A 21,088-nucleotide genomic window follows, 5' to 3' on the forward strand; every position below is an offset into this window, starting at 1 on the left:
CCAATTGTTCTATTCACAGGATCATTGAATGTCAGCAGACACCGAGCAAGTCCATCCGGCTTTCGAGAAACTCCGCAGCCACCGGATCAGTAACCTGAACCTGGAAGTGGAAGAGTACCGCCACAGGAAAACCGGTGCCCGCCATCTGCACATGGCGGCCGACAACGATGAAAACGTGTTTTTTGTCGCCCTGCGCACGTTTCCCATGGACTCCACCGGCGTGGCACACATCCTCGAACACACCGCCTTGTGTGGCAGCGAGAAGTATCCGGTGCGGGATCCGTTTTTCATGATGATCCGCCGCTCGCTGAATACCTTTATGAACGCCTTCACCAGCAGCGACTGGACGGCCTATCCGTTCGCCAGCATGAACCGCAAGGATTTCGACAACCTGCTGGAGGTGTACCTGGATTCGGTGTTTTTCTCCAAGCTGGACCCCATGGATTTTGCTCAGGAAGGTCATCGCCTGGAGTTCGAAAAGCCGGACGATCCGGACAGCAATCTGGTCTATCGGGGCGTTGTCTACAATGAAATGAAAGGGGCCATGAGCGCGCCCACGGCCCAGCTCTGGCAGAACCTGTCCAGCCACCTGTTTCCGACCACGACGTATCACTACAACAGTGGCGGTGAGCCGGATCAGATTGTCGATCTGGAATACGACGACCTGCTCGAGTTCTATCGCCACCATTACCATCCCAGCAACGCTATTTTTGTCACTTACGGCAATATCGCGGCCCACGAGCACCATGAGAAATTCGAGGAACTGGCGCTCAAACGCTTTGACCGGCTGGATATTGAGCTGCCGGTGCGGGACGAAAAGCGCATGTTCAGCCCGGTCCAGGTGGAGCAGGGCTACGCCGTCAACGAAGGCGAGGGCACCGAGGGTAAAACCCATATTGTGATGGGCTGGCTGCTGGGACACAGCTTTGACCTGCTGGAGAACATGGAGGGTCAGCTGCTGTCCGCGGTGTTGCTGGAGAACAGTGCCTCGCCATTGCAGCGGGCCCTGGAAACCACCGATCTCGGGCATGCGCCGTCCCCCATGATGGGGTTGGAAGACTCCAACCGTGAGATGACCTTTGTCTGCGGTATCGAGGGCTCGGAGCCCGAGCGGCGGGCTGAGCTGGAGGCTCTGGTGGAATCGACCCTGCGCCAGGTGGCCGGGGAAGGCGTCAGTCAGGAGCGTCTGGAAGCCATACTGCACCAGTTGGAGTTGCACCAGCGTGAGATTGCGGGCGATCAGTTCCCGTATGGCCTGCAACTGATCATGCAGGCCATTTCACCCATGGTCCACGGCGGTGATCCAGTCGAACTGCTGGATCTGGAGCCGGTGCTCGCGCAGCTACGCGAGAAGATCAAGGATCCGGATTACGTGCCTGGCCTGATTCGGCGCAAACTTCTGGACAACCCGCACCGGGTAACACTGACCCTGCGCCCCGACGAGCAGCTCGAAAACCGTCGACAGCAGGCCATTCAGGATCATCTGGCCCGGCGCAAGGCCCAGTTGACCGAGGAGGAATCGCTCCGGATTGCTGAGCGGGCAAAGGCGCTTGAAGAGCGCCAGATGCGCAAGGATGACGATTCCCTGTTGCCGAAGGTCACCCTCCAGGACGTGCCGCTTCAGATGCCCGAACCCGAGGGCCAGTATGATGCTGAAACGGGGGCGACGGTGTATTCCCGGGGCACCAACGGTCTGGTCTATCAGCAGGTGGTACTGCCGCTGCCGGACCTGACCGAAGAAGAACTGCTGCTGCTGCCGTATTACACAGCGCTGATCTCCGAGGTGGGGTGTGGCGATCTGGACTATCTGCAGATGCAGGACCGGATCTCGGCCGAATCCGGTGGTATTGGGGCATCCTTTACCGCCAAGGGCCGGATTGATGACGTGCAGGCGATGTCCGGTTACCTGATATTCAGCGGCAAGGCGCTGGCGCGGAATCGCTCTGAGCTGACCCGCCTGCTCAAGGACGTGTTCACCGGTGCCCGGTTTGACGAAAAAGAGCGTATTCGGGAAATTATTGCCCAGATCCGGGCCCGTCGGGAGCAGGCGGTGACTGGTTCCGGGCATGCGCTGGCCATGGGTGCGGCGGCCCAGGGCGTTAGCGCCGGTGCCTGGCTGGCCTATCGTATTGGTGGGCTGGCGGCGATTCGCGCCACCAAGGATCTGGACAAATCGCTCAAGGACGAAGCCGGCCTGGAGGATTTCTGCGCCCGGCTGGGCGAGCTGCATGAGCGCATTCGCAACCAGAAGCGCCAGTTCCTGTTGATTGGCGAGGAGTCTCAGGCCCCGGGCATGCTGGAAGACCTGAAAGAACACTGGTCCTCGCAGGCGCCGGAGGATGCCGGAACCTGGAGCATGGACCCGGTGAGCTATCAGACCAATGAAGCCTGGCTCACCTCGACCCAGGTCAACTTCTGTGCCAGGGCCTTTGCGACAGTGCCGGTGGATCATCCCGACTCGGCGGCTCTGACGGTGCTGGGTGGCTTCCTGCGCAATGGCCACCTGCACCGGGCCATCCGTGAGAAGGGCGGAGCCTATGGTGGAGGTGCTGGCCAGGACAGTGTGAACGGTGTGTTCCGGTTCTTCTCCTACCGGGATCCGCGTCTGGCCGAGACGCTGTCGGATTTCGACGACTCCCTGGCGTGGCTGGCTAATGAGGACCATGACGATCAGACGCTGGAGGAGGCCATCCTCGGGGTGATCAGCCAGCTGGACCGGCCACGCTCACCAGCTGGTGCGGCCCGTCATGCCTACCACAACCGGCTGTTTGGTCGCAGCCCGGAACAGCGGGCGCGGTTCCGCGAGCGGGTGCTGAAGGTGACGCTGGACGATCTGCGTCGGGTGGCGGCCACCTGGCTGACACCGGACAACGCCAGCGTGGCGGTGGTTACCAATCCGGAGAACCGGGCCGAGGTGGAAAAACTGGGAATGACCATCCAGGAGCTCTAGACGCCCCGGATTTGTCCAGAAAGAGAGCAGAAACGGCGCCCTTGGGGCGCCGTTTCTGTTTAGCGGTGGCGTTTGAGCCCGGTGGTGACCATGATGCGAGTGGAGATTTCCTCCACTGAGTAAGCCGTGGTGTTGAGATAGGGGATGCGCTCACGCTTGTACATCAGTTCGATTTCCTCGATTTCATGCATGCACTGCTGGATCGAGGAGTAGCGTGAGTTGGGTCTGCGTTCGTTACGGATTGTCGCCAGCCGTTCCGGCTCAATGGTCAGGCCGAAAATTTTCTCCCGGTAGGTGCGCAGGGCGCCCGGCAGCTTCTGGTCTTCCAGATCTTCTTCAGTGATCGGGTAGTTGGCCGCCTTGATACCGTACTGCAAAGCCAGATACAGGCATGTGGGGGTCTTGCCGCTGCGGGAGGCGCCGACCAGAATCAGGTCGGCTTCGTCGTAATGGCGGGTGCGCGCGCCATCGTCGTTGTCCAGGGCAAAGTTGACGGCGTCGATGCGCCGCTCGTAGCTGCCTGCATTATTGATCGAATGGGATTTTCCCACGGTATAGGACGAGGAAGACTCCAGCTCGTTTTCCAGCGGGTCCAGGAAGGTGCCGAAGATGTCGACCATGAAGCCGTCCGCTGTGCTGATCACCTCTCGGATATTATTATCAACGATGGTGTCGAATACCAGCGGGCGGACCCCGTCCACCTCCGCGGCCCTGTTGATCCTTTTGACCAGATCCCGGGCCTTGTCTTCATCGTCCACGTAAGGCACGGTAATTTTCTCGAACTCGATTTTCTCGAACTGTGCAAGGAGGGCGTGGCCCAGTGCTTCGGCCGTCAGGCCCGTGCCGTCGGAGATGAAAAACGCGTGTCTGTTCATGTCTGTGTCCGGTCAGGAAGTGGCTGATTCCCGGGAGTCATCATGCGCTCCCTATGTAAATGCTGCTGGTTACAGTATCATACACGGCGTATTCGAGACCCCGCGCCATTCAGATTCAAGGGAGACTTGCTTTGGAAGATTACATTATCTGGTTTGACCACCTGGGAATGTCCGATGTTGACCGGGTCGGAGGCAAGAATGCTTCGCTCGGGGAAATGATCAGTAATCTCGCCAATGCAGGTGTCAGCGTTCCCGGCGGTTTCGCGACCACAGCACACGCGTATCGCGAGTTTCTGGCGACGGATGGTCTCAAGGACCGGATCGACGAAGCCCTGGAAGCCCTGGATGTAAACGACGTAAACGAGTTGGCGCGGGTCGGTTCGCAGATCCGGCAGTGGATTGTCGATACACCCTTCCCGGATGTCCTGGACAACGCCCTGAAAGAGGCCTTCGGCAAACTCCAGGACGGCAATGACAACATGGCCGTGGCGGTACGTTCTTCGGCAACCGCCGAGGACCTTCCGGACGCTTCCTTTGCCGGTCAGCAGGAAACCTTCCTGAATGTGGTCGGCCTGCCTCAGGTACGCTACTCGGTCAAGGAGGTGTTTGCCTCCCTGTTCAATGACCGTGCGATTTCCTACCGCGTCCACCACGGTTTTGACCATAAAATGGTGGCCCTGTCTGCCGGCATCCAGAAGATGGTACGCAGTGAAACCGCGGCCAGCGGGGTCATGTTTACCCTGGACACCGAATCCGGTTTCCGGGATGTGGTGTTCATCACCGCTTCCTATGGCCTGGGTGAAACCGTGGTTCAGGGTGCTGTGAACCCGGATGAGTTTTATGTCCACAAGCCGACGCTGGAGGCCGGTCGTCCGTCCGTGCTGCGTCGCAATCTGGGCAGCAAGGCCATCAAGATGGTCTACCATTCCGAACCGGGCGAAGGGCAGTATGTCGAAACCGTGAAGGTGGAGCAGGAGGACCGCAACCGCTTCTCCATCTCCGACGCGGAAGTGGAAGCTCTCGCCGAGCAGGCGATGATTATCGAAAAACATTACGGCCGCCCGATGGATATCGAGTGGGCCAAAGACGGGGACGACGGCCGCATCTACATCGTTCAGGCCCGTCCGGAAACGGTGAAGAGCCGGGTCGGCGCCAATGTCATGGAGCGTTACCTGCTCAAGGAAACCGGCAAGGTCCTGGTTGAGGGCCGCAGCATTGGCCACAAGATTGGCAGCGGCCCGGTACGCATCGTCAATAGTATCAATGAAATGGATCGCGTACAGCCGGGCGATGTCCTGGTTACCGACATGACCGATCCGGACTGGGAGCCGGTGATGAAGCGGGCCTCGGCCATTGTCACCGACCGGGGCGGTCGCACCTGTCACGCCGCCATCATTGCCCGTGAGCTGGGTATTCCCGCCGTCGTGGGCTGCGGTGACGCCACCGAACTGCTCAAGGACGGTCAGGAAGTGACCGTGTCCTGTGCCGAAGGCGACACCGGCATGATCTACGAGGGCGCTCTGGATTTCGAGCTGTACGAAAACACCGTCGAATCCATGCCCGAAATCCCGTTCAAGATCATGATGAACGTGGGTAACCCGGATCGCGCCTTTGACTTCCAGGCCCTGCCCAACGAAGGGGTCGGGCTGGCCCGTCTGGAATTCATCATCAACCGCATGATCGGCGTCCACCCGAAGGCGCTGCTGAATTTTGACGGTCTGCCGAGGGACATCAAGCAAACGGTCGAGAAGCGGATCTCCGGTTACTCCTCACCGGTGGATTTCTACGTCGACAAGCTGGTGGAGGGCATCTCCACCCTGGCGGCGGCGTTTGCACCGAAGAAAGTCATCGTCCGCCTCTCCGACTTCAAGTCCAACGAGTACGCCAACCTGATCGGCGGCACCCTGTACGAGCCGGATGAAGAAAACCCGATGCTCGGCTTCCGGGGCGCTTCCCGCTACATCTCTGACACCTTCCGGGACTGTTTCGAGCTCGAATGCCGGGCTCTGAAAAAAGTCCGTGACGAAATGGGCCTGAACAACGTTGAGGTGATGGTGCCGTTCGTGCGTACCGTGGGCGAGGCGGAGCAGGTTGTGGAGCTGCTGGCTGCCAACGGCCTGAAGCGCGGTGAGAATGGCCTGCGGGTGATCATGATGTGCGAGCTGCCAGCCAATGCCCTGCTGGCAGATGAGTTCCTGCAGCACTTCGACGGTTTCTCCATCGGCTCCAACGACCTGACCCAGCTGACCCTGGGCCTTGATCGGGATTCCGGCATCATTGCCCACCTGTTTGACGAGCGGAACGACGCCGTCAAGGCGCTGCTCTCAAACGCCATTCAGGCCTGTCGCAAATCGGGTAAATACGTGGGCATCTGTGGCCAGGGCCCGTCGGATCACCCCGATCTTGCCAAGTGGCTGATGGATCAGGGTATTGATTCGGTTTCCCTGAACCCGGACTCGGTTCTCGATACCTGGTTCTTCCTGGCCGGCGACAAGAACGACTGAATACCCAACCTTCAGGAGAGGAGAGCATAACGTGAGCAAAATCATTACACCGGATCTGTGTGACGAGTTTCCGGACGTCAAGGTGGTGGAGCCCGGTTTCAACAACTACGGCGGCATCCGCCAGTTTGGTGGTGAGATCGTGACCGTGAAGTGCTTTGAAGACAACTCCGTGGTCAAGGAGCAGGTCGGCCAGCCAGGCAATGGCCGGGTGATGGTGGTCGATGGTGGTGCCTCAAAGCGCAATGCTCTGCTCGGTGACATGCTGGCTGAGAAGGCGGCAGAGAATGGCTGGGCCGGTCTTGTTATTTATGGCTGCATCCGGGATGTGGATGAGATCGGTCAGACCAACCTCGGCGTCCAGGCGCTGGGTACGGTGCCCCGCAAGACCGAGAAGCGTGGTATCGGTGACCTGAACGTACCGGTCACGTTTCATGGCGTGACTTTTCAGCCCGGGCACTACGTTTATGCCGACAACAATGGCATCATCGTGTCGGAAAAACCGCTGGTCTGAGTTCAGGCCAAAGGACGAAAACGAAAAAGGCGACTCGGTTGAGTCGCCTTTTTTATTGGGCCAGTCGGGTGATGTTGACGCCCAGAAGGTAGCCGTCGTCCTGCTGCTGACAGCGCATCACCTCGCACTCGGTTTCCAGGGCCGCCACCTGGGCATCCGCCGAATCCATACGTGTGCTGAGCGTTGCACCCACCTCCATGGGGCGATCGACCAGTAATTGCATGCCGGTGGCGCTCAGGTCGATACAGGTGCCAGTAAAGGTTTCACCGCTGCTGTCGGTAATCTGGATGCCGGCGTTGACCTGCATCCGGTGAAAATCCCTCTTTTCCGAGTAATCCCGCATAAGCATTCACGCCCAATTGTCGGTTTTCCGGGTCGGCTTGAGCATGGGAATGATCAGGGCAAGTAACACACCACCCAGCACGAGGCCGGCGCCCAGCAGCATGAAGTCGGACTCCTTGCTGGCTTCCAGTCGCTCGTTTTCGGCCGTGAGCACCTCCAGATCGTTGCCAAGCCGCTGGTTTTCCTGAACCAGTTCCCGATTGCGCCGTTCCAGGTTCAGGGAGTCCGCCGCAACCTCCTTGATGCGCGTGAGCTCCTTCTGAAGCTCCTGGGCACGTGAAGAGAGGTTGTTTTCTGTACTCTCAAGCGTATCACGTTCTTCGGTGACATTGGCCAGTTGTGTTTCCAGTTCGCTGATACGTTCCCTTGCCGACGACAGTTGCCGGCGGGCCTGCTGGAGCTGGTCGGCAGCGATGGGCTCGTTGCTCAGATACTGGCTGGCAACCCAGCCTTCGGTGCCCTTGGGCGTGCGCACCCGGCTGTAGTTCTCACCACTTTCAAGCAGTTCCAGTGCGGTTCCGCTGGGGAGCGCATTTTCCACGATCCGGTACTGGGTACCGGCGCCGGAGCGAACGGGCAGGTACAACTGGTCGTCTACCCAGACGGTACGGGCCTGGGCCACGGAAAATGAGCTGATAATAAGCAGAGCGGCAAGTATCAGACGAAGTGGTGTCACGGATTGCTTTCCTAGCGTCAGTTAGCGTTGATGAGTAAACGCAATAATTTTGTCACAGGCCGGCAGCCAGTCAAATGACCGGGGGTTACAATACGCTCATACTGCTGCCGACCTGTCGTGAGCGTGGTCAGGGCAGCACGACCTTGTAGGGCTTGACCACAACTGAGGCATACACGCCGGCTTCGACGTAGGGGTCTTCATCCGCCCATTGGCGGGCCTGTTCCAGGGAGTCAAACTCGGCGATAACCAGGCTGCCGGTAAAGCCTGCCTCGCCGGGGTCGGGGGAGTCGATGGCCGGGTTGGGGCCGGCAACCATCAGGCGTCCATCGGCTTTCAGTGCTTCAAGCCGGGCCAGGTGGGCCGGGCGGGCCTGTTTGCGCAGGGGCAGGCTGTCGGTGACATCTTCACTGATAATGGCGTAGTACATATTCTCTCCCGAGAGCTGGGGGACCGTCGCCAACACTGGTAGACTGGCCCCGAATGTTCATTTCCGGATAGCCCGTGACTATACCTCAAGACCCCCAGACCTGCATTGACCTGCATTGCCACAGTACGGCTTCGGATGGCGCCCTGTCACCCGAGGAACTGGTGGCTCGCGCTTCGGCCCAGGGAGTCACCCATCTGGCTCTGACCGACCATGACACCATCGCCGGCCTCAGCGCGGCAAAGCTGGCCGCCAGCGACGAAGGCATGGAACTGATCAACGGTATCGAGCTGTCATGTGTGTGGCGTAGCCACACTATCCACGTGGTGGGTCTGGATTTTGATGAGCGTCAGGAGGCCTTCCGCGCGGCGCTTGCACGGCAGAATGATAACCGCTGGCAGCGTGCCCGTCTGATTGCCGACAAGCTCGCCAAGCTGAACGTGCCCGACCTGCTGGACCGGGCGACGGCTTTCGCAGGTGGAGACGTGCCCGGTCGGCCTCATTTTGCCAGCGTGCTGGTGGAAGCAGAGGTTGTGCCCAGGCCCGCTCACGCCTTCAAGCGTTACCTGGGGACTGGCAAGCCGGGGGACGTCAAAGCCTGCTGGCCGGAGCTGGCAGAGGTGGTGGAGTGGATCGTCCAGGCGGGGGGCATTGCGGTTCTGGCTCACCCGAGAAAGTACCGGTTAACGGCGACCAAGCTCAGGGAGTTGGTAAAGGACTTCCAGGCTGTCGGTGGCCAGGGTATCGAGGTGTCGGTGTCCGGCCAGTCCAGTGGTGATCTGGGCTTTGTCGCGGAACTTGCGCGCAGGCAGGGACTTTGGGCATCCCAGGGCAGTGATTTCCACTTTCCCGGCGCTCCGTGGTGTGAGCTGGGGCGTATCATGAAAATGCCAGACGGGCTGGAGCCCGTCTGGCAGCATTTCCGTGAGCCTGTTCCGGCCTGATTTACTCGGGCGCGTGGAACAGCAGGTAGAGGTCCGTGAGCGAGTCCGGAATGGTGTCGGCCATCCGTGCTGACAGCTTCTCGTTATTGCGGGCCTTTTGGAAATCCTCGTCATCGAAGAGCCCGGAGAGGGTCAGCATCGGGACCATCAGGTCGGCGACGTCCTCTTCGCTGGATGCGGCGACCAGCCAGGCTTCCTCATGTTCCAGGAAGGTATCGACAAACCCGGCGCACCAGTTTTCCAGGGCGTTCATGGGGTCACCGTCTTCTGGCTCTGGCAGTTCCAGTGGTTGCCCCATATCCAGGGCGTGGGCCATATCCCGGGACAACTCACTGACGCAGTGAGTGAAGATCTCCGGGACGCCGGCTTCCGGTACCGAATCGCTGCCGGTGGCCAGACGGAAGAGGTCTTCCGTCTCCACCCTGACCGGTCCAATCACGCTGGCGCAAACCACGCCGTGGAATCCGAAGAAATCCAGGGCGTGATCCCCCCAAGGTTCGGCAAACAGAATGTCTTCGAGTGCCTCTATGTCCCGGTTGCTCAACATGATCAGTTGTCCTCTGCCTTTTTGGCCTGTTCCGCAGCACGCTGGCGCTTGCGGACTTCCCGGGGATCATTGTAAGCCCGGCCCGGAGTGACCGGAACCTCGGGTTCCGCTGACTGAGCGGGTTCCGCCGCCGGCTTGTCCTCTTTCTTTTCCCCGGCAGTCTGCTTGGGTTTTTCGGCCACTTTTGCAGGCTCTGGCGCAGACGTCGACTCGGCGTTGTCAGATGCCTCCGCGGGCTTTTCCGGCTCAGCTTTGGGTGCCTGGGCAGGCTCCGGCGATTTCTCCGGCTCCGGCTTCTGCTCGCTTTTACCGGTTTCTTCCGGCTTGCTGTCACTGGCCGGCTTCGACTTGGGCGCTGGCGCTTCAGCGGCTTTTGCCTCGGTCCGGGCCTCCTTGGGGGCGTCTGACGGGGCTTCCTTCGGCTGCTGAGCTGCCGGTTTCCCGGCTTTGTTTTCCTCTGCAGACTTGCCGCTTTCGTCAGTCGCAGCTGGCGTTGGCTGGGACGGTTCTGCCTTTGCAGGTTTTTCCTCAGCAGGTTGGGCCTGGGCCGCCTTGTCGCCAGTCTTGTCGGACGCCTTGGTGTCCGCCTCTGTACGAGCTTCGGCCTGGCTATTGTCTTCCTGCTTGGGCCTGGTTTCCTGTTTCGGTTTGTCGTCCTGTCCGGGCTTGCTTTCAGCCTGAGGCTTGTCGTCGCTTTTCGGCTTGTCAGCGGCTTTGGCCTGCTCGTCCGCTTTTGCCGGAGCCCCGTTGCTGGCGTTGTCCGCCTGCTTGGGCTTGCGTTTGCGGCCATTGCTCCTGGGCTGTTCGTCGGCAGGCTTGGCTTCCGTGTTTTTGTCGCCGTTGTCCTTCACCGCTTCCGGTTGGGTGTCTTTCTGGTGCTTGTCTGCACGCTGGGACTTGCGGGCCGCCGGCGTGGAGGACGGCGTTTCTGACGGAGAACCATCGCGGTTGCGCTGACGCCGGGGCTTGCGGTTCTTGTCGTCGCCGCTGCCCTGTTTGTCGTTGCCGGATTTCTGGTCATTACCGGACTTCTGGTTGTCCTGCTGACCACGATTGTCCTTCTGGTCTTTCTGTTGTTCTTTCTGGTTCTGGTCCTTCTGGGGACGGCTTTTCCCCTGACCACGGCTCTGGCCGCCTTTGCGGTTGTCGGAACGATCGTCATTGCCCTTGTTATCGCCAGATTTGTTCTGGGGTTTCTGGCGATTCTGGTTGTTCTGATCGTTGTTCTTGCCACCGCTGCGGTTGCTGTTGCGGCCGCGGTTGTCATCGTTGCGGTTCTGGTTCTGTTGGCCGCCCTGACGGCGATCGTTGCCGCTGCGGTTGTTGTTGCCGCCGGAGCGCTGATCATCCCTTGCTACCCGGGATTTGCGGCGATCCTGCCGGGCCTCGTTGCGGCGGTCACCGCTGCGTTGACGGTCTCTGGCCGTGGCGGAGTCTTCTTCCTGCTCGTCAGCACTGAAGAAGCCGGCAATCTTCTTGCCAAGGCGGGCAAACAGGCCTTCCTCGCTGTCGGTAGTGCTGGCGGCTTTTTCGGTCGGGGCCGGGGCCGGGGCGGCCGGGCGGATGGCCTTGACGGCGGCCTGCTCACGTACCGGCTTTTCCGGGCTGGTGATCTCGGTGCTGATTTCCTCTTCCCGCTCGTTGTACTCCTGGGCCACCTGATGGCTGGAGATATGCTCAGGACTGGTTTCATCCTGACGCAGGCGGAGAATTTCAAAGTGGGGCGTTTCCATGTGCGGCACGGGCACGACCACCACCGCCACTTCCTGGCGTTTTTCGATGTCGGCCAGCTGCTTGCGCTTTTCGTTCAGCAGGAACGTGGCAACGGAGACGGGAACCACCGCCCTGACTTCTGCGGTTTTCTCCTTGGACGATTCCTCGTAGATCAGGCGCATGATGGACAGCGCCAGGGATTCGATACCCCGGATGGTGCCCTGGCCTTCACAGCGTGGGCAGGCCTCGCTGCGGGTCTCGCCCAGGGAAGGGCGCAGGCGCTGACGGGACATTTCGAGCAGGCCGAAACGTGAAATCTTGCCGACCTGAACTCGGGCACGGTCCAGTTCCAGCGCTTCGCGCATTTTCTGTTCCACTTCGCGCTGGTGCTTGGCCGGAGTCATATCGATGAAGTCGATAACAATCAGACCGCCCATGTCACGCAGGCGCAGCTGGCGGGCGATTTCCTCGGCCGCTTCCAGGTTGGTCTGGAGCGCGGTTTCCTCGATGTCCTGACCTTTGGTGGCGCGGGAAGAGTTGATATCAATAGACACCAGGGCTTCGGTGGGGTCGATGACGATGGAACCACCGGAGGGCAGTTTGACGTCCCGCTGGAAAGCGGTCTCGATCTGGCCTTCGATCTGGTAACGGCTGAACAGGGGGATTTCGTCCTTGTACAGCTTGATCTTGTTTTCAAACGTGGGCATGACCGCCCGAACGAAGCTCAGTACGTCTTCGTACACGGTTTCCGAATCAATCAGGACCTCGCCGATATCCTGGCGAAGGTAGTCGCGTACCGCGCGGATGATGACGTTGCTTTCCTGGTGAATCAGGAACGGTGCCTTGCGGTCCTTGGCGGCCTGGCTGATGGCTTCCCAGAACTGGACCAGGTAATCCAGGTCCCACTGCAGCTCTTCACTGTTGCGGCCGATACCGGCGGTGCGCACGATAATGCCCATGCCCTTGGGTGCGTGGACATCACTCATGGCGTCTTTGAGCTGGGCTCTTTCGTCGCCTTCAATGCGACGGGAAATACCGCCGGCCCGGGGGTTGTTGGGCATCAGCACCAGATAGCGGCCGGCCAGGGAAATGAAGGTGGTCAGGGCGGCGCCCTTGTTGCCACGTTCTTCCTTGTCGACCTGGATGATGACTTCCTGACCTTCGGAAATCACATCCTTGATGTTGATTTTGCCTTCGATCTGGCCGGGGGATTTGCTGAAGTACTCCTTGGAGATTTCCTTGAGCGGCAGAAAGCCATGGCGCTCGGCGCCGAAATCAACAAAAGCGGCCTCAAGGCTGGGCTCTACGCGGGTAATGCGGCCTTTATAGATGTTGGCTTTCTTTTGTTCACGGCTGCTGGATTCAATGTCCAGATCAAACAGTTTTTGGCCGTCTACCAGGGCTACGCGCAACTCTTCGGGATGAGTTGCATTGATCAGCATTCTTTTCATGGAAAGAGCAGGTTCCTGTCGTCTGTTAAGTGACAGAAAACCGGGGGTGTTCGCATCAGCGAAGCAGGATGTGCGTGCCGCTGGCGCTGTTCAGGTTGAACGGCCGGCGACCGGTTGGATCAGATCCTTGTGGGGTTTGATCCGGTATGTCTCGGGTCACCACTGACGCGCCGCTTGCCCGTAGGCAGCGAGGGGTTGTTCAGAGTGAATGTCCGTTGACGCATAATATCCACTTCAGGTTCACACAAAGGCCTGGGTCTCACGTCATATTGGTAAGCTGGACGGCCCGGCTCTGCGTGGCAATGATTCTTCGCGATGTCGCCCGACGGTTTTCCGGTCGGTTGTTTTCTGCTTCCTGTCCGGCGCCGCGTCATGGCGGTCCAGGCCGGTCCGGGAAGTCTCTCTCGCCGCGTCCGGTAAAGATGGGGCGGCGGCGTTCAAACTCTGGATCAGTGTCGGTATACTGCTGCCGCTCCGGCTTCTGACCAGAGAACATCAGGCCGTAGACAAACGGCAGAGCACGCCGGAATATAACAGTTAGGGCGTTCCCGAACAATACCTCGACACAAGGTTTCCGATGTCCCGCAGATCCTCTCCGCGAAACAAGTCTCAGCGCCCGGGCCCGAAGGGGCGCCGAAGGGCACCAGAGAAAGCGCCTGACCGGTCACCGGCACCGGAGGACGTCGAGCGTCAGGCCCGGGTCCAGTGGGCAACGGTGGATGATGACATGGCCGGCCAGCGTCTGGACAACTTTCTGCTGGCGCGGCTGCGGGGTGTTCCCAAGAGCATGGTTTACCGGATTGTCCGAAAGGGCGAAGTCCGCGTGAACAAGGGGCGCGTAAAACCGGATACCCGGCTCAGTGCCGGCGACGTGGTCCGTATTCCGCCGGTGGTGCAGAAACAGAAGCCGGAACAGCCGAAGCCCGGGGATCGGGTGCAGGCGGTGATGGAAGCGGCCATTGTGTTCGAGAATGACGACCTGCTGGTGGTGAACAAGCCCTCCGGGATTGCCGTCCATGGCGGCAGCGGCCTGAGTTTCGGGTTGATCGAGGTGTTGCGTGCTTCCCGTCCGGAAGCCCGTTTTCTGGAGTTGGTTCATCGCCTGGACCGGGATACGTCCGGACTGGTGATGGTGGCCAGAAAGCGCTCGGCCCTGAGGTTTCTCCAGGACGAGTTGCGTCAGAAACGGATTCGTAAACATTACCATGCGCTGGTTGCGGGAAGTTGGTCGTCCGCCTGTGACCGGGTTGATGAGCCCCTGCTGCGGTTTCAGATGCCCAATGGGGAGCGCCGGGTTCGGGTGAGTGACGAAGGCAAGCCTTCCCTGACGCTGTTCCGTTGTCTGAAGCGGTATCAGGGCTACAGCCTGGTGGAAGCATCACCGGTCACTGGTCGGACCCATCAGATCCGTGTCCATGCTACCTGGGCCGGGCATCCGATTGCGGGCGATGACAAATATATGGACGATGCCAGCCTCAAGGCATTCCGCTCGGCTGGTGGGCAGCGGCTGATGTTGCACGCCCGCGCCCTGGAGTTTCGCCTGCCGGGGTCCGGTGAGGTCCGTCAGTTTGAAGCACCCTATGACGATGCCTTCGCCGGTTTTCTGAAAAGTCTGATGCCCGTGGAGGGCGCTGAATGAATGTGAAAGTCGTTATTTTTGACTGGGACGGGACGCTGATCGATTCCGTTGATCATATTGCCGGCAGTCTGCACCAGGCGGCCACAGAGCTTGGCTATCCCGAGCTTGAGCGTTCTGCCTACCGGGATATTATCGGCCTGGGGATGGTCGAGGCTCTGCAGCAACTGTACCCGGGGCTGAGTGAAGCCCAGATGCAGGATATTCGCGAGGGGTACGCCAGATACTTTTTCCAGAGAACCACAACACCCCAACATGTGTTCGATGGCATGGCAGATGTGGTGTCGGACCTGAGGGGTGCCGGCCGGGCCTGCTCGGTTGCCACCGGAAAGAGTCGCCGCGGGCTGGCTTCGGCGCTGGACAGCAGTGGCCTGGGGCATCATTTCGAGATCACGCGCTGTGCCGACGAGACCCGTTCCAAGCCGGACCCGCTGATGTTGGCGGAGATCCTGGCGTTTTATGGCTATCAGCCGTCCGAGGCGGTGATGATCGGCGATACCCGGTATGATCTGGAAATGGCCCGGCGGGCCGGGATGCCATCCATCGGGGTAGAGTGGGGCGTTCATGATCGCAGTGTGCTCCAGGCCTATGATCCGCACGCGGTGGTTGGGTCGGTAGCCGAGCTTCGACAGGTTCTTGGTCTCTAGGATACGGTCCGGCCTCGGTAATTGAAGATTCAGTCATAAGGAACGACAGATGAGTGATTGGGAGTCGGACAAACCGCATCATTGGGGTGATGAGCCTGCCGGAGCATCGTCTCAGGAAACCACCCGCAAGCGCCGGTTTCTGGGTGGGCGAGAGCCTGCGATGCCGCCGGAGTCCGGTCGGGACTGGAAGCTGATTGAAAAGCTGGTGATGTCGCTGCAGGCGGAGCAGCGTCGGAGCCGTCGCTGGGGGATTTTCTTCAAACTGCTGACTTTCGCCTACCTCCTGGCGTTGCTGTTTTTCCTGCGTTCGCCGATCGGTGACGGCATGGAGAGCGTCAGTGCCGAGCACACCGCGGTTGTGGAGGTTAACGGGCCGATTGCGGCTGATGAGGTCGCCAGCGCTGACAATCTGGTGTCATCGCTGCGTCAGGCCTTTGAGGCCGAAGGTTCCCGGGCGGTGGTGCTGAGAATCAACAGTCCGGGCGGGAGTCCGGTGCAGGCCGGTTATGTATACGACGAGATCGGCCGCCTTAGGGAGGAATACCCCGATAAAAAACTGTATGCGGTGATTTCCGATATTGGTGCGTCGGGCGCCTATTACATTGCTGCTGCAGCGGACGAGATCTACGCCAATCGCGCCAGTCTTGTCGGTTCCATCGGCGTGGTCGCTGGCGGCTTTGGTTATACCGGGTTGATGGACAAGCTGGGCGTGGATCGTCGCCTGTATACCGCGGGCGAGAACAAGGCGTTCCTGGATCCCTTCTCGCCGGAGAAGACGCAGGAGGTGGACTTCTGGAGCAGTGTTCTGGAGATCACCCACCAACAGTTTATTGAGGCGGTGAAAGCCGGGCGGGGTGATCGTCTTGCCGACAACGACAAGCTGTTCAGCGGTCTGGTCTGGAGTGGTGAGCAGGCCCTCGAGCTGGGGCTTGTCGACGGGCTTGGCAGTACCTCCTGGGTTGCCCGTCAGTTGGTGGGGCAGGAAGAGCAGGTCAATTACACCCGCGGGCGTTCGCCCTGGCAGGATCTGATTGACCAGCTTGGTGTCGCCGTGGGCGAGGGCGTTGCGACCCAGTTGCTGGAGTCCCGGCTGGAGCTACGCTAGCGGTAAGGCCCGGTATTATTCCGGGCCCTGCTCGAGAGGGCGAATGCCGAATTGTGACAGCAGGTCGATCAGCGCCATCAGTGGCAATCCGATCAGGGTATTGGGGTCCCTGCCGGCCATCCGGCTGAACAGGGTGATGCCCAGGCCTTCCATACGGAAGCTGCCGGCGCAGTCATAAGGTTGTTCCCGCTGAAGATAGTGGGTGATCTCCTGGTCCGACAATTGGCGGAAATGCACTTCGTAGGTTTCGCAACAGGATGTCAGCGTGCCTGAGCGGCTGTCGAGCAGAGCCAGGCCGGTTTCAAAGTGCACGCTGTGGCCATTGCACTGGCTCAGTTGCTGCTTCGCCCGGGTGAAGTTGCCGGGTTTGCCCAGAAGGGTGCCGTCTGGCAGCGTGGCTACCTGATCCGAGCCGATAATGAGATGCTCCGGATAGTCGTTGGCCAGTGCGCGGGCCTTGTCACAAGCCAGGCGTACCGCCAGGGTCCGGGCGTCTTCTCCGGGCAGGGCGGTCTCATCAATGTCGGGGCTGGCGCAGTCAAATGGCCAGCCAAGCCGTGACAGCAGTTCGCGCCGGTAGGGTGATGAAGAGGCAAGGAGCAGCTTGGGGGTTGGCATTGGCAGTCCGGTATCCGGTGAGTAAATGGTCGGGCTTTATCGTAGAATACCCGTATGGGCAGGCCAAGCTCATCGCTTTCGTCCATTAACTCTTTGACAGTGGGGCGCCCGGCCCCTAAAATTGCGCGCCTATGTCTGAAGCGCCGAATGCAGAACTGCCAAAATCTGTCGATCCGTACCGGTTGGCGGAACAGGGTTCAACCCTTGAGGGTGTTGTTCCTCTGGTCAGTCTCTCCCGTTTTCGGGACACCGTGTCACGCCTGCCTGAGGGCAGTGAATGCCACGTCAGCCTGACGTTTGGTCTGGATGAAGAGCGCCGCAGGGTGGTTTCGGGGAAGCTGTCTGCAACTGTCGTGCTGGAATGCCAGCGTTGCATGGGAGATATGCAGAGTCAGCTGGAATCCGGTTTTGAGCTTGGTCTGGTTGCAAGTGAGCAGCAAGCCCAGCAGTTGCCGAAAAACCTGGAACCCTTCCCGGTGGAAGACTTCAGTATGGACGTGTGGACACTGGTGGAGGATGAGCTGCTTTTGGCTCTGCCAGCGTTTCCTCTGCATGATCGGTCAGAATGCCCGGCGACAAAGGATCTGGAGGCTCTGGAGCCCGATCCGGAACCGGAAGAGCCGGAAGCGGAAAGCACAAGGGAGAACCCGTTCAGCGTGCTGGCGGGGCTCAAGAACACAAAGCACTAAATCGATTTCGTAAAAGGTCAGGAGCATAATCATGGCTGTACAGCAAAACCGCAAGACCCGTTCCAAGCGTGGCATGCGCCGTTCTCACGACGCGCTGACTTCTGCCGCTCTGTCCACCGACGCGACCACCGGCGAAGTTCATCGTCGTCACCACGTGTCTCCGGACGGTTTCTATCGTGGCAAGCAGGTCGTAGAAGGGCGCGACGAGTAATCGTGCCCGGGTACGCTTTCCTGTCATGGCCCATGAACAGGTGGTGAGCCGACCGGTCACCATAGCGATTGACGCCATGAGTGGCGACCAGGGACCCTCCGTGGTTGTCCCTGCCGCCCTGGAAGCAGTACGTGAAAACGAGGCCTTGAGCATTGTTCTGGTGGGTATCCGGAGCGAGCTCGAGGCCTTGTTGCGTGAGGGGCATGCCCGAATCCGCATCGTCGAGGCGGCGGATGTGGTCAAGATGAATGAACGCCCCTCCCACGCCCTGAGGCACAAGCGTAATTCCTCCATGGCCATCGCGCTGGGGCTGGTGCGCGATGGCGAAGCCCAGGGTTGTGTCAGCGCCGGTAATACCGGGGCGCTGATGGCTTTTGGTCGCTCAATCATCCGCATGTATCCCGGCATCGAAAGACCGGCCATCGCCAAACAGATACCTTCTCCCCGGGGCCGGTGCCACGTTCTGGATCTTGGTGCCAATGTCGATTCGACGGCCGAGAATCTCTATCAGTATGCCTTGATGGGCTCGTTGATGGCGACGGCGATCTGCGCCCAGCCCGAGCCACGCATCGCGCTTCTCAATGTCGGCGAGGAAGAGATCAAGGGCAACGAGCAGGTTCGGCTTGCCTCCCATATGCTGGCGCAGTGCGATACGCTCAATTACATCGGGTACGTCGAAGGCAGCGATCTGTTCCGGGATGTGGCCGATGTGGTGGTCTGTGATGGCTTTGTCGGCAATATCGCCCTCAAGACCGGGGAGGGTGTCGCGGGCATGCTGATCGAGTTACTCGAGAAAGCGTTTTCGCGAACCCTCTACGGGCGACTTGTGGGCCTGCTGGCCCGTCCGATTGTGACGCGCCTGCTGCAGGTGGTGGACCCGGCGCGCCATAACGGTGCCAGCCTGCTGGGCTTGCAGGGGGTGGTCATCAAGAGTCACGGTAATGCCAACGAGTGCGCGATGCTGGCGGCCATTCGCCAGGCCGTCTGTGAGGTGGAGCTGGAAGTGCCCCGGCGCATCAATGAGCGGCTGGATGATCTCATGCTCTGAGACTGCCGCAACTGGCTGCTGAGACTAAAGTCGCGGGGTGGCCGGTTCCAGAATCCGCTGGAATTTGCCAAAGTTACACTATTGGCTAATCTCCACAAACCCTTCGATAACGATAAGATTCCGCCCATGAAATCAGCATTTATTTTCCCGGGTCAGGGTTCTCAGTCTGTCGGCATGCTTGCCGGTGCAGCCGAAACCTGGCCGATGATTACAGAAACCTTCGATGAGGCCTCCAACGTCCTGGGCTATGATCTCTGGGATCTGTGCCAGAATGGCCCGGCGGAAGAGCTTAACCGGACCACAGTGACCCAGCCTGCGCTGCTCACCGCCAGTGTTGCTCTGTGGCGGCAGTGGTGTCTTGCTGAAGGTCCGCGACCGGACTTTGTGGCTGGCCACAGCCTGGGGGAATACAGTGCCCTGGTGGCCGCCGAGAGTCTGGATTTCGTTGAAGCGGTGAAACTGGTTCAACTGCGTGGGGAGTTGATGCAGGACGCAGTGCCAGCCGGGGAGGGGCGCATGGCGGCCATTCTCGGACTCGAGGATGCCGATGTTAAATCCGCCTGTGAGGAAGCCGCCCAGGGGGACGTCGTCTCCGCGGTAAACTTTAACGCGCCGGGGCAGGTGGTTGTTGCCGGCTCCGCAGCCGCGGTGGATCGCGCCATTGAAGCCTGCAAGGAGCGAGGTGCTCGCAAGGCAATGCCGTTGCCGGTCAGTGTTCCCTCCCATTGCGCGCTGATGAAAGGCGCTGCCGAACAGTTGGCAGAAGGCCTGAGCGATGTACGGTTCACGGATGCCATGATCCCGGTGGTGCAGAACGTCAATGCCGGGGAGGCAACCACGGCCGATGAGCTCAAGGACAATCTGCTCAAGCAGCTCTATTCACCGGTGCTGTGGACCGATTCGGTGCGTACGCTGGTTGACCATGGTGTAGGCGTCGCGGTTGAGTGCGGTGCGGGCCGGGTACTGGCGGGCTTGATCAAGCGCATTGACCGCAAGTTGCCGGTGCACGGCATTGAAGATCCAGATTCACTGGCGAAGGCTGTCGAGGCTCTCGCCGGTTCCCGATAAACGGAGTTAGTTATGTCTTTGCAAGGCAAAGTGGCGCTGGTGACCGGCGCAACCCGTGGCATTGGCAGGGCCATTGCTCACGAGCTGGGTCGGCAGGGTGCTGAAGTGGTTGGGACGGCTACATCAGAGGGCGGTGCCGATACCATTACCGCCGGCCTCAAAGAGGCGGGCATCAAGGGTTACGGTATGGTCATGAATGTGGCCGATCCCGACAGCATTGAGGCGGGGCTGAAGCAGTTGACTGCGGAATCCGATGCTCCATTGATCCTGGTCAACAACGCGGGGATCACCCGCGATAACCTGCTCATGCGTTTGAAAGACGATGACTGGTCAGCGGTTCTGGATACCAATCTGTCCAGCGTTTTCCGGCTCAGCAAAGCTGTGCTCAGGGGCATGGCGAAAGCCCGCTGGGGCCGGATTATTAACATTAGTTCGGTAGTGGCTGACATGGGGAACCCCGGTCAGGGCAACTACTGTGCAGCCAAGGCCGGCGTTGAGGGGTTTACCCGCAGCCTGGCCAAGGAGATGTCGAACCGGGGAATTACGGCGAACTGCGTGGCCCCCGGTTTCATCGATACGGATATGACCAAAAAACTGGACGATAAGCAGCGTCAGGCTATGCTGGACATCATACCGACCGGTCGCCTGGGGGATCCGGGTGAAGTGGCGTCGGTCGTGGCGTTTCTGGCTTCAGACGGTGCGGCTTACGTCACTGGGGAAACCATTCATGTGAATGGCGGCATGTACATGGGATAATGCCGGCGGCTGGCGCCCCGGAACCTTTGCCGTATAGCATGTTGGAAACAATCCCCGCTTGTTTGCAGGTGGGGTTTACACTAAACTCGCAGCCTTCGAGTTGCTTGGTTGACACATTAAGTGAGGACATTATGAGTACAGTTGAAGAGCGCGTGAAGAAGATCGTTTGTGAACAGCTGGGCGTGAAAGAGTCCGAAGTTCAGAACACCTCTTCCTTTGTAGAGGATCTTGGCGCTGACTCACTGGACACTGTTGAGCTGGTTATGGCTCTGGAAGAGGAATTCGAAACCGAGATTCCTGACGAAGAGGCCGAAAAGCTGGGCACCGTTCAGGACGCGATCGACTACATCGTCGCGCACACCTGATCCTCTGC

20 protein-coding genes are annotated in these 21,088 nt (G+C 59.8%); 13 read left to right on the forward strand and 7 right to left on the reverse strand.

Features of this window, described 5'->3' with window-relative positions; all coding sequences use genetic code 11:
• Nucleotides 1–28 precede the first annotated feature (28 nt).
• A complete protein-coding gene (locus tag HNR38_RS14225; RefSeq protein ID WP_183705481.1) occupies nt 29–2,950 on the forward strand; it encodes an insulinase family protein in 2,922 nt (973 codons plus the stop codon).
• A 59-nt stretch (nt 2,951–3,009) separates the two neighbouring features.
• Here HNR38_RS14225 and ppsR read toward each other — a convergent pair whose 3' ends face one another.
• A complete protein-coding gene (gene ppsR / locus HNR38_RS14230; protein WP_183705483.1) occupies nt 3,010–3,825 on the reverse strand; it encodes a posphoenolpyruvate synthetase regulatory kinase/phosphorylase PpsR in 816 nt (271 codons plus the stop codon).
• 131 nt (nt 3,826–3,956) lie between these two features.
• Between ppsR and ppsA the strand changes: the two genes are divergently transcribed.
• Nucleotides 3,957–6,329 (forward strand): phosphoenolpyruvate synthase, encoded by a 2,373-nt coding sequence (gene ppsA, locus HNR38_RS14235; RefSeq protein WP_183705485.1) that lies wholly within the window; start codon nt 3,957–3,959, stop codon nt 6,327–6,329.
• Nucleotides 6,330–6,360: 31 nt separating this feature from the next.
• Nucleotides 6,361–6,840: a ribonuclease E activity regulator RraA gene (gene rraA / locus HNR38_RS14240; RefSeq protein ID WP_183705487.1), complete on the forward strand. Its 480-nt coding sequence runs from the start codon at nt 6,361–6,363 to the stop codon at nt 6,838–6,840.
• 52 nt (nt 6,841–6,892) lie between these two features.
• Here rraA and HNR38_RS14245 read toward each other — a convergent pair whose 3' ends face one another.
• The 3 genes from HNR38_RS14245 to HNR38_RS14255 form a co-directional block, all read right to left on the reverse strand.
• Nucleotides 6,893–7,189, reverse strand: coding sequence for a PilZ domain-containing protein (locus HNR38_RS14245; RefSeq protein WP_343068337.1), 297 nt, complete (start codon nt 7,187–7,189; stop codon nt 6,893–6,895).
• The gene (locus tag HNR38_RS14250) at nt 7,190–7,858 is read right to left on the reverse strand and encodes a TIGR04211 family SH3 domain-containing protein (RefSeq protein ID WP_183705491.1); all 669 of its coding nucleotides are present in this window, start codon (nt 7,856–7,858) and stop codon (nt 7,190–7,192) included.
• Between the two features lie 127 nt (nt 7,859–7,985).
• Nucleotides 7,986–8,285, reverse strand: coding sequence for a YciI family protein (locus HNR38_RS14255; protein ID WP_183705493.1), 300 nt, complete (start codon nt 8,283–8,285; stop codon nt 7,986–7,988).
• Nucleotides 8,286–8,359: 74 nt separating this feature from the next.
• On the opposite strand from HNR38_RS14255, the gene HNR38_RS14260 reads away from it, so the two are divergent.
• Nucleotides 8,360–9,226, forward strand: coding sequence for a PHP domain-containing protein (locus tag HNR38_RS14260; RefSeq protein WP_183705495.1), 867 nt, complete (start codon nt 8,360–8,362; stop codon nt 9,224–9,226).
• Between the two features lies 1 nt (nt 9,227).
• On the opposite strand, the gene HNR38_RS14265 is transcribed toward HNR38_RS14260, so the two are convergent.
• Both HNR38_RS14265 and rne read right to left on the reverse strand, forming a co-directional pair.
• Nucleotides 9,228–9,773, reverse strand: a complete 546-nt coding sequence (locus tag HNR38_RS14265) for a YecA/YgfB family protein (protein ID WP_183705497.1) — start codon at nt 9,771–9,773, stop codon at nt 9,228–9,230.
• Between the two features lie 2 nt (nt 9,774–9,775).
• Nucleotides 9,776–12,937 carry a ribonuclease E gene (rne, locus tag HNR38_RS14270; RefSeq protein ID WP_183705499.1) on the reverse strand — a complete coding sequence of 1,054 codons (3,162 nt, stop codon included), beginning with the start codon at nt 12,935–12,937 and terminating at the stop codon, nt 9,776–9,778.
• Nucleotides 12,938–13,514: 577 nt separating this feature from the next.
• Here rne and rluC point away from each other — a divergent pair.
• Genes rluC through HNR38_RS14285 form a run of 3 tightly spaced genes read left to right on the forward strand, consistent with a single transcriptional unit; the run spans nt 13,515 to nt 16,325 of the window.
• On the forward strand, nt 13,515–14,576 hold the full coding sequence (rluC, locus tag HNR38_RS14275) for a 23S rRNA pseudouridine(955/2504/2580) synthase RluC (RefSeq protein ID WP_183705501.1): 1,062 nt from the start codon (nt 13,515–13,517) through the stop codon (nt 14,574–14,576).
• Nucleotides 14,573–15,220 carry an HAD family hydrolase gene (locus HNR38_RS14280; RefSeq protein ID WP_183705503.1) on the forward strand — a complete coding sequence of 216 codons (648 nt, stop codon included), beginning with the start codon at nt 14,573–14,575 and terminating at the stop codon, nt 15,218–15,220. Before rluC ends, HNR38_RS14280 begins: the two co-directional genes overlap by 4 nt.
• Nucleotides 15,221–15,269: 49 nt before the next feature.
• Nucleotides 15,270–16,325, forward strand: coding sequence for a S49 family peptidase (locus HNR38_RS14285; protein WP_183705505.1), 1,056 nt, complete (start codon nt 15,270–15,272; stop codon nt 16,323–16,325).
• Between the two features lie 15 nt (nt 16,326–16,340).
• Here the strand turns inward: HNR38_RS14285 and HNR38_RS14290 are convergent, their stop codons facing one another.
• Nucleotides 16,341–16,943, reverse strand: a complete 603-nt coding sequence (locus tag HNR38_RS14290) for a Maf family protein (RefSeq protein WP_183705507.1) — start codon at nt 16,941–16,943, stop codon at nt 16,341–16,343.
• Between the two features lie 131 nt (nt 16,944–17,074).
• On the opposite strand from HNR38_RS14290, the gene HNR38_RS14295 reads away from it, so the two are divergent.
• From HNR38_RS14295 to acpP, 6 genes are all read left to right on the forward strand, one after another.
• Nucleotides 17,075–17,632, forward strand: coding sequence for a YceD family protein (locus HNR38_RS14295; protein ID WP_183705509.1), 558 nt, complete (start codon nt 17,075–17,077; stop codon nt 17,630–17,632).
• A 31-nt stretch (nt 17,633–17,663) separates the two neighbouring features.
• Nucleotides 17,664–17,843: a 50S ribosomal protein L32 gene (gene rpmF / locus HNR38_RS14300; RefSeq protein ID WP_183705511.1), complete on the forward strand. Its 180-nt coding sequence runs from the start codon at nt 17,664–17,666 to the stop codon at nt 17,841–17,843.
• Between the two features lie 25 nt (nt 17,844–17,868).
• The gene (gene plsX, locus HNR38_RS14305; RefSeq protein ID WP_183705513.1) at nt 17,869–18,891 is read left to right on the forward strand and encodes a phosphate acyltransferase PlsX; all 1,023 of its coding nucleotides are present in this window, start codon (nt 17,869–17,871) and stop codon (nt 18,889–18,891) included.
• A gap of 126 nt (nt 18,892–19,017) precedes the next feature.
• Complete coding sequence (gene fabD / locus HNR38_RS14310) at nt 19,018–19,959, forward strand: ACP S-malonyltransferase (RefSeq protein WP_183705516.1); 942 nt, start codon at nt 19,018–19,020, stop codon at nt 19,957–19,959.
• A gap of 12 nt (nt 19,960–19,971) precedes the next feature.
• Nucleotides 19,972–20,715, forward strand: a complete 744-nt coding sequence (fabG, locus tag HNR38_RS14315; RefSeq protein WP_183705518.1) for a 3-oxoacyl-ACP reductase FabG — start codon at nt 19,972–19,974, stop codon at nt 20,713–20,715.
• Between the two features lie 131 nt (nt 20,716–20,846).
• Nucleotides 20,847–21,080, forward strand: coding sequence for an acyl carrier protein (gene acpP / locus HNR38_RS14320; RefSeq protein ID WP_008938713.1), 234 nt, complete (start codon nt 20,847–20,849; stop codon nt 21,078–21,080).
• Nucleotides 21,081–21,088: the final 8 nt, after the last annotated feature.

Source organism: Marinobacter oulmenensis (assembly GCF_014201735.1).
GTDB classification, from domain to species: Bacteria; Pseudomonadota; Gammaproteobacteria; order Pseudomonadales; family Oleiphilaceae; genus Marinobacter; species Marinobacter oulmenensis.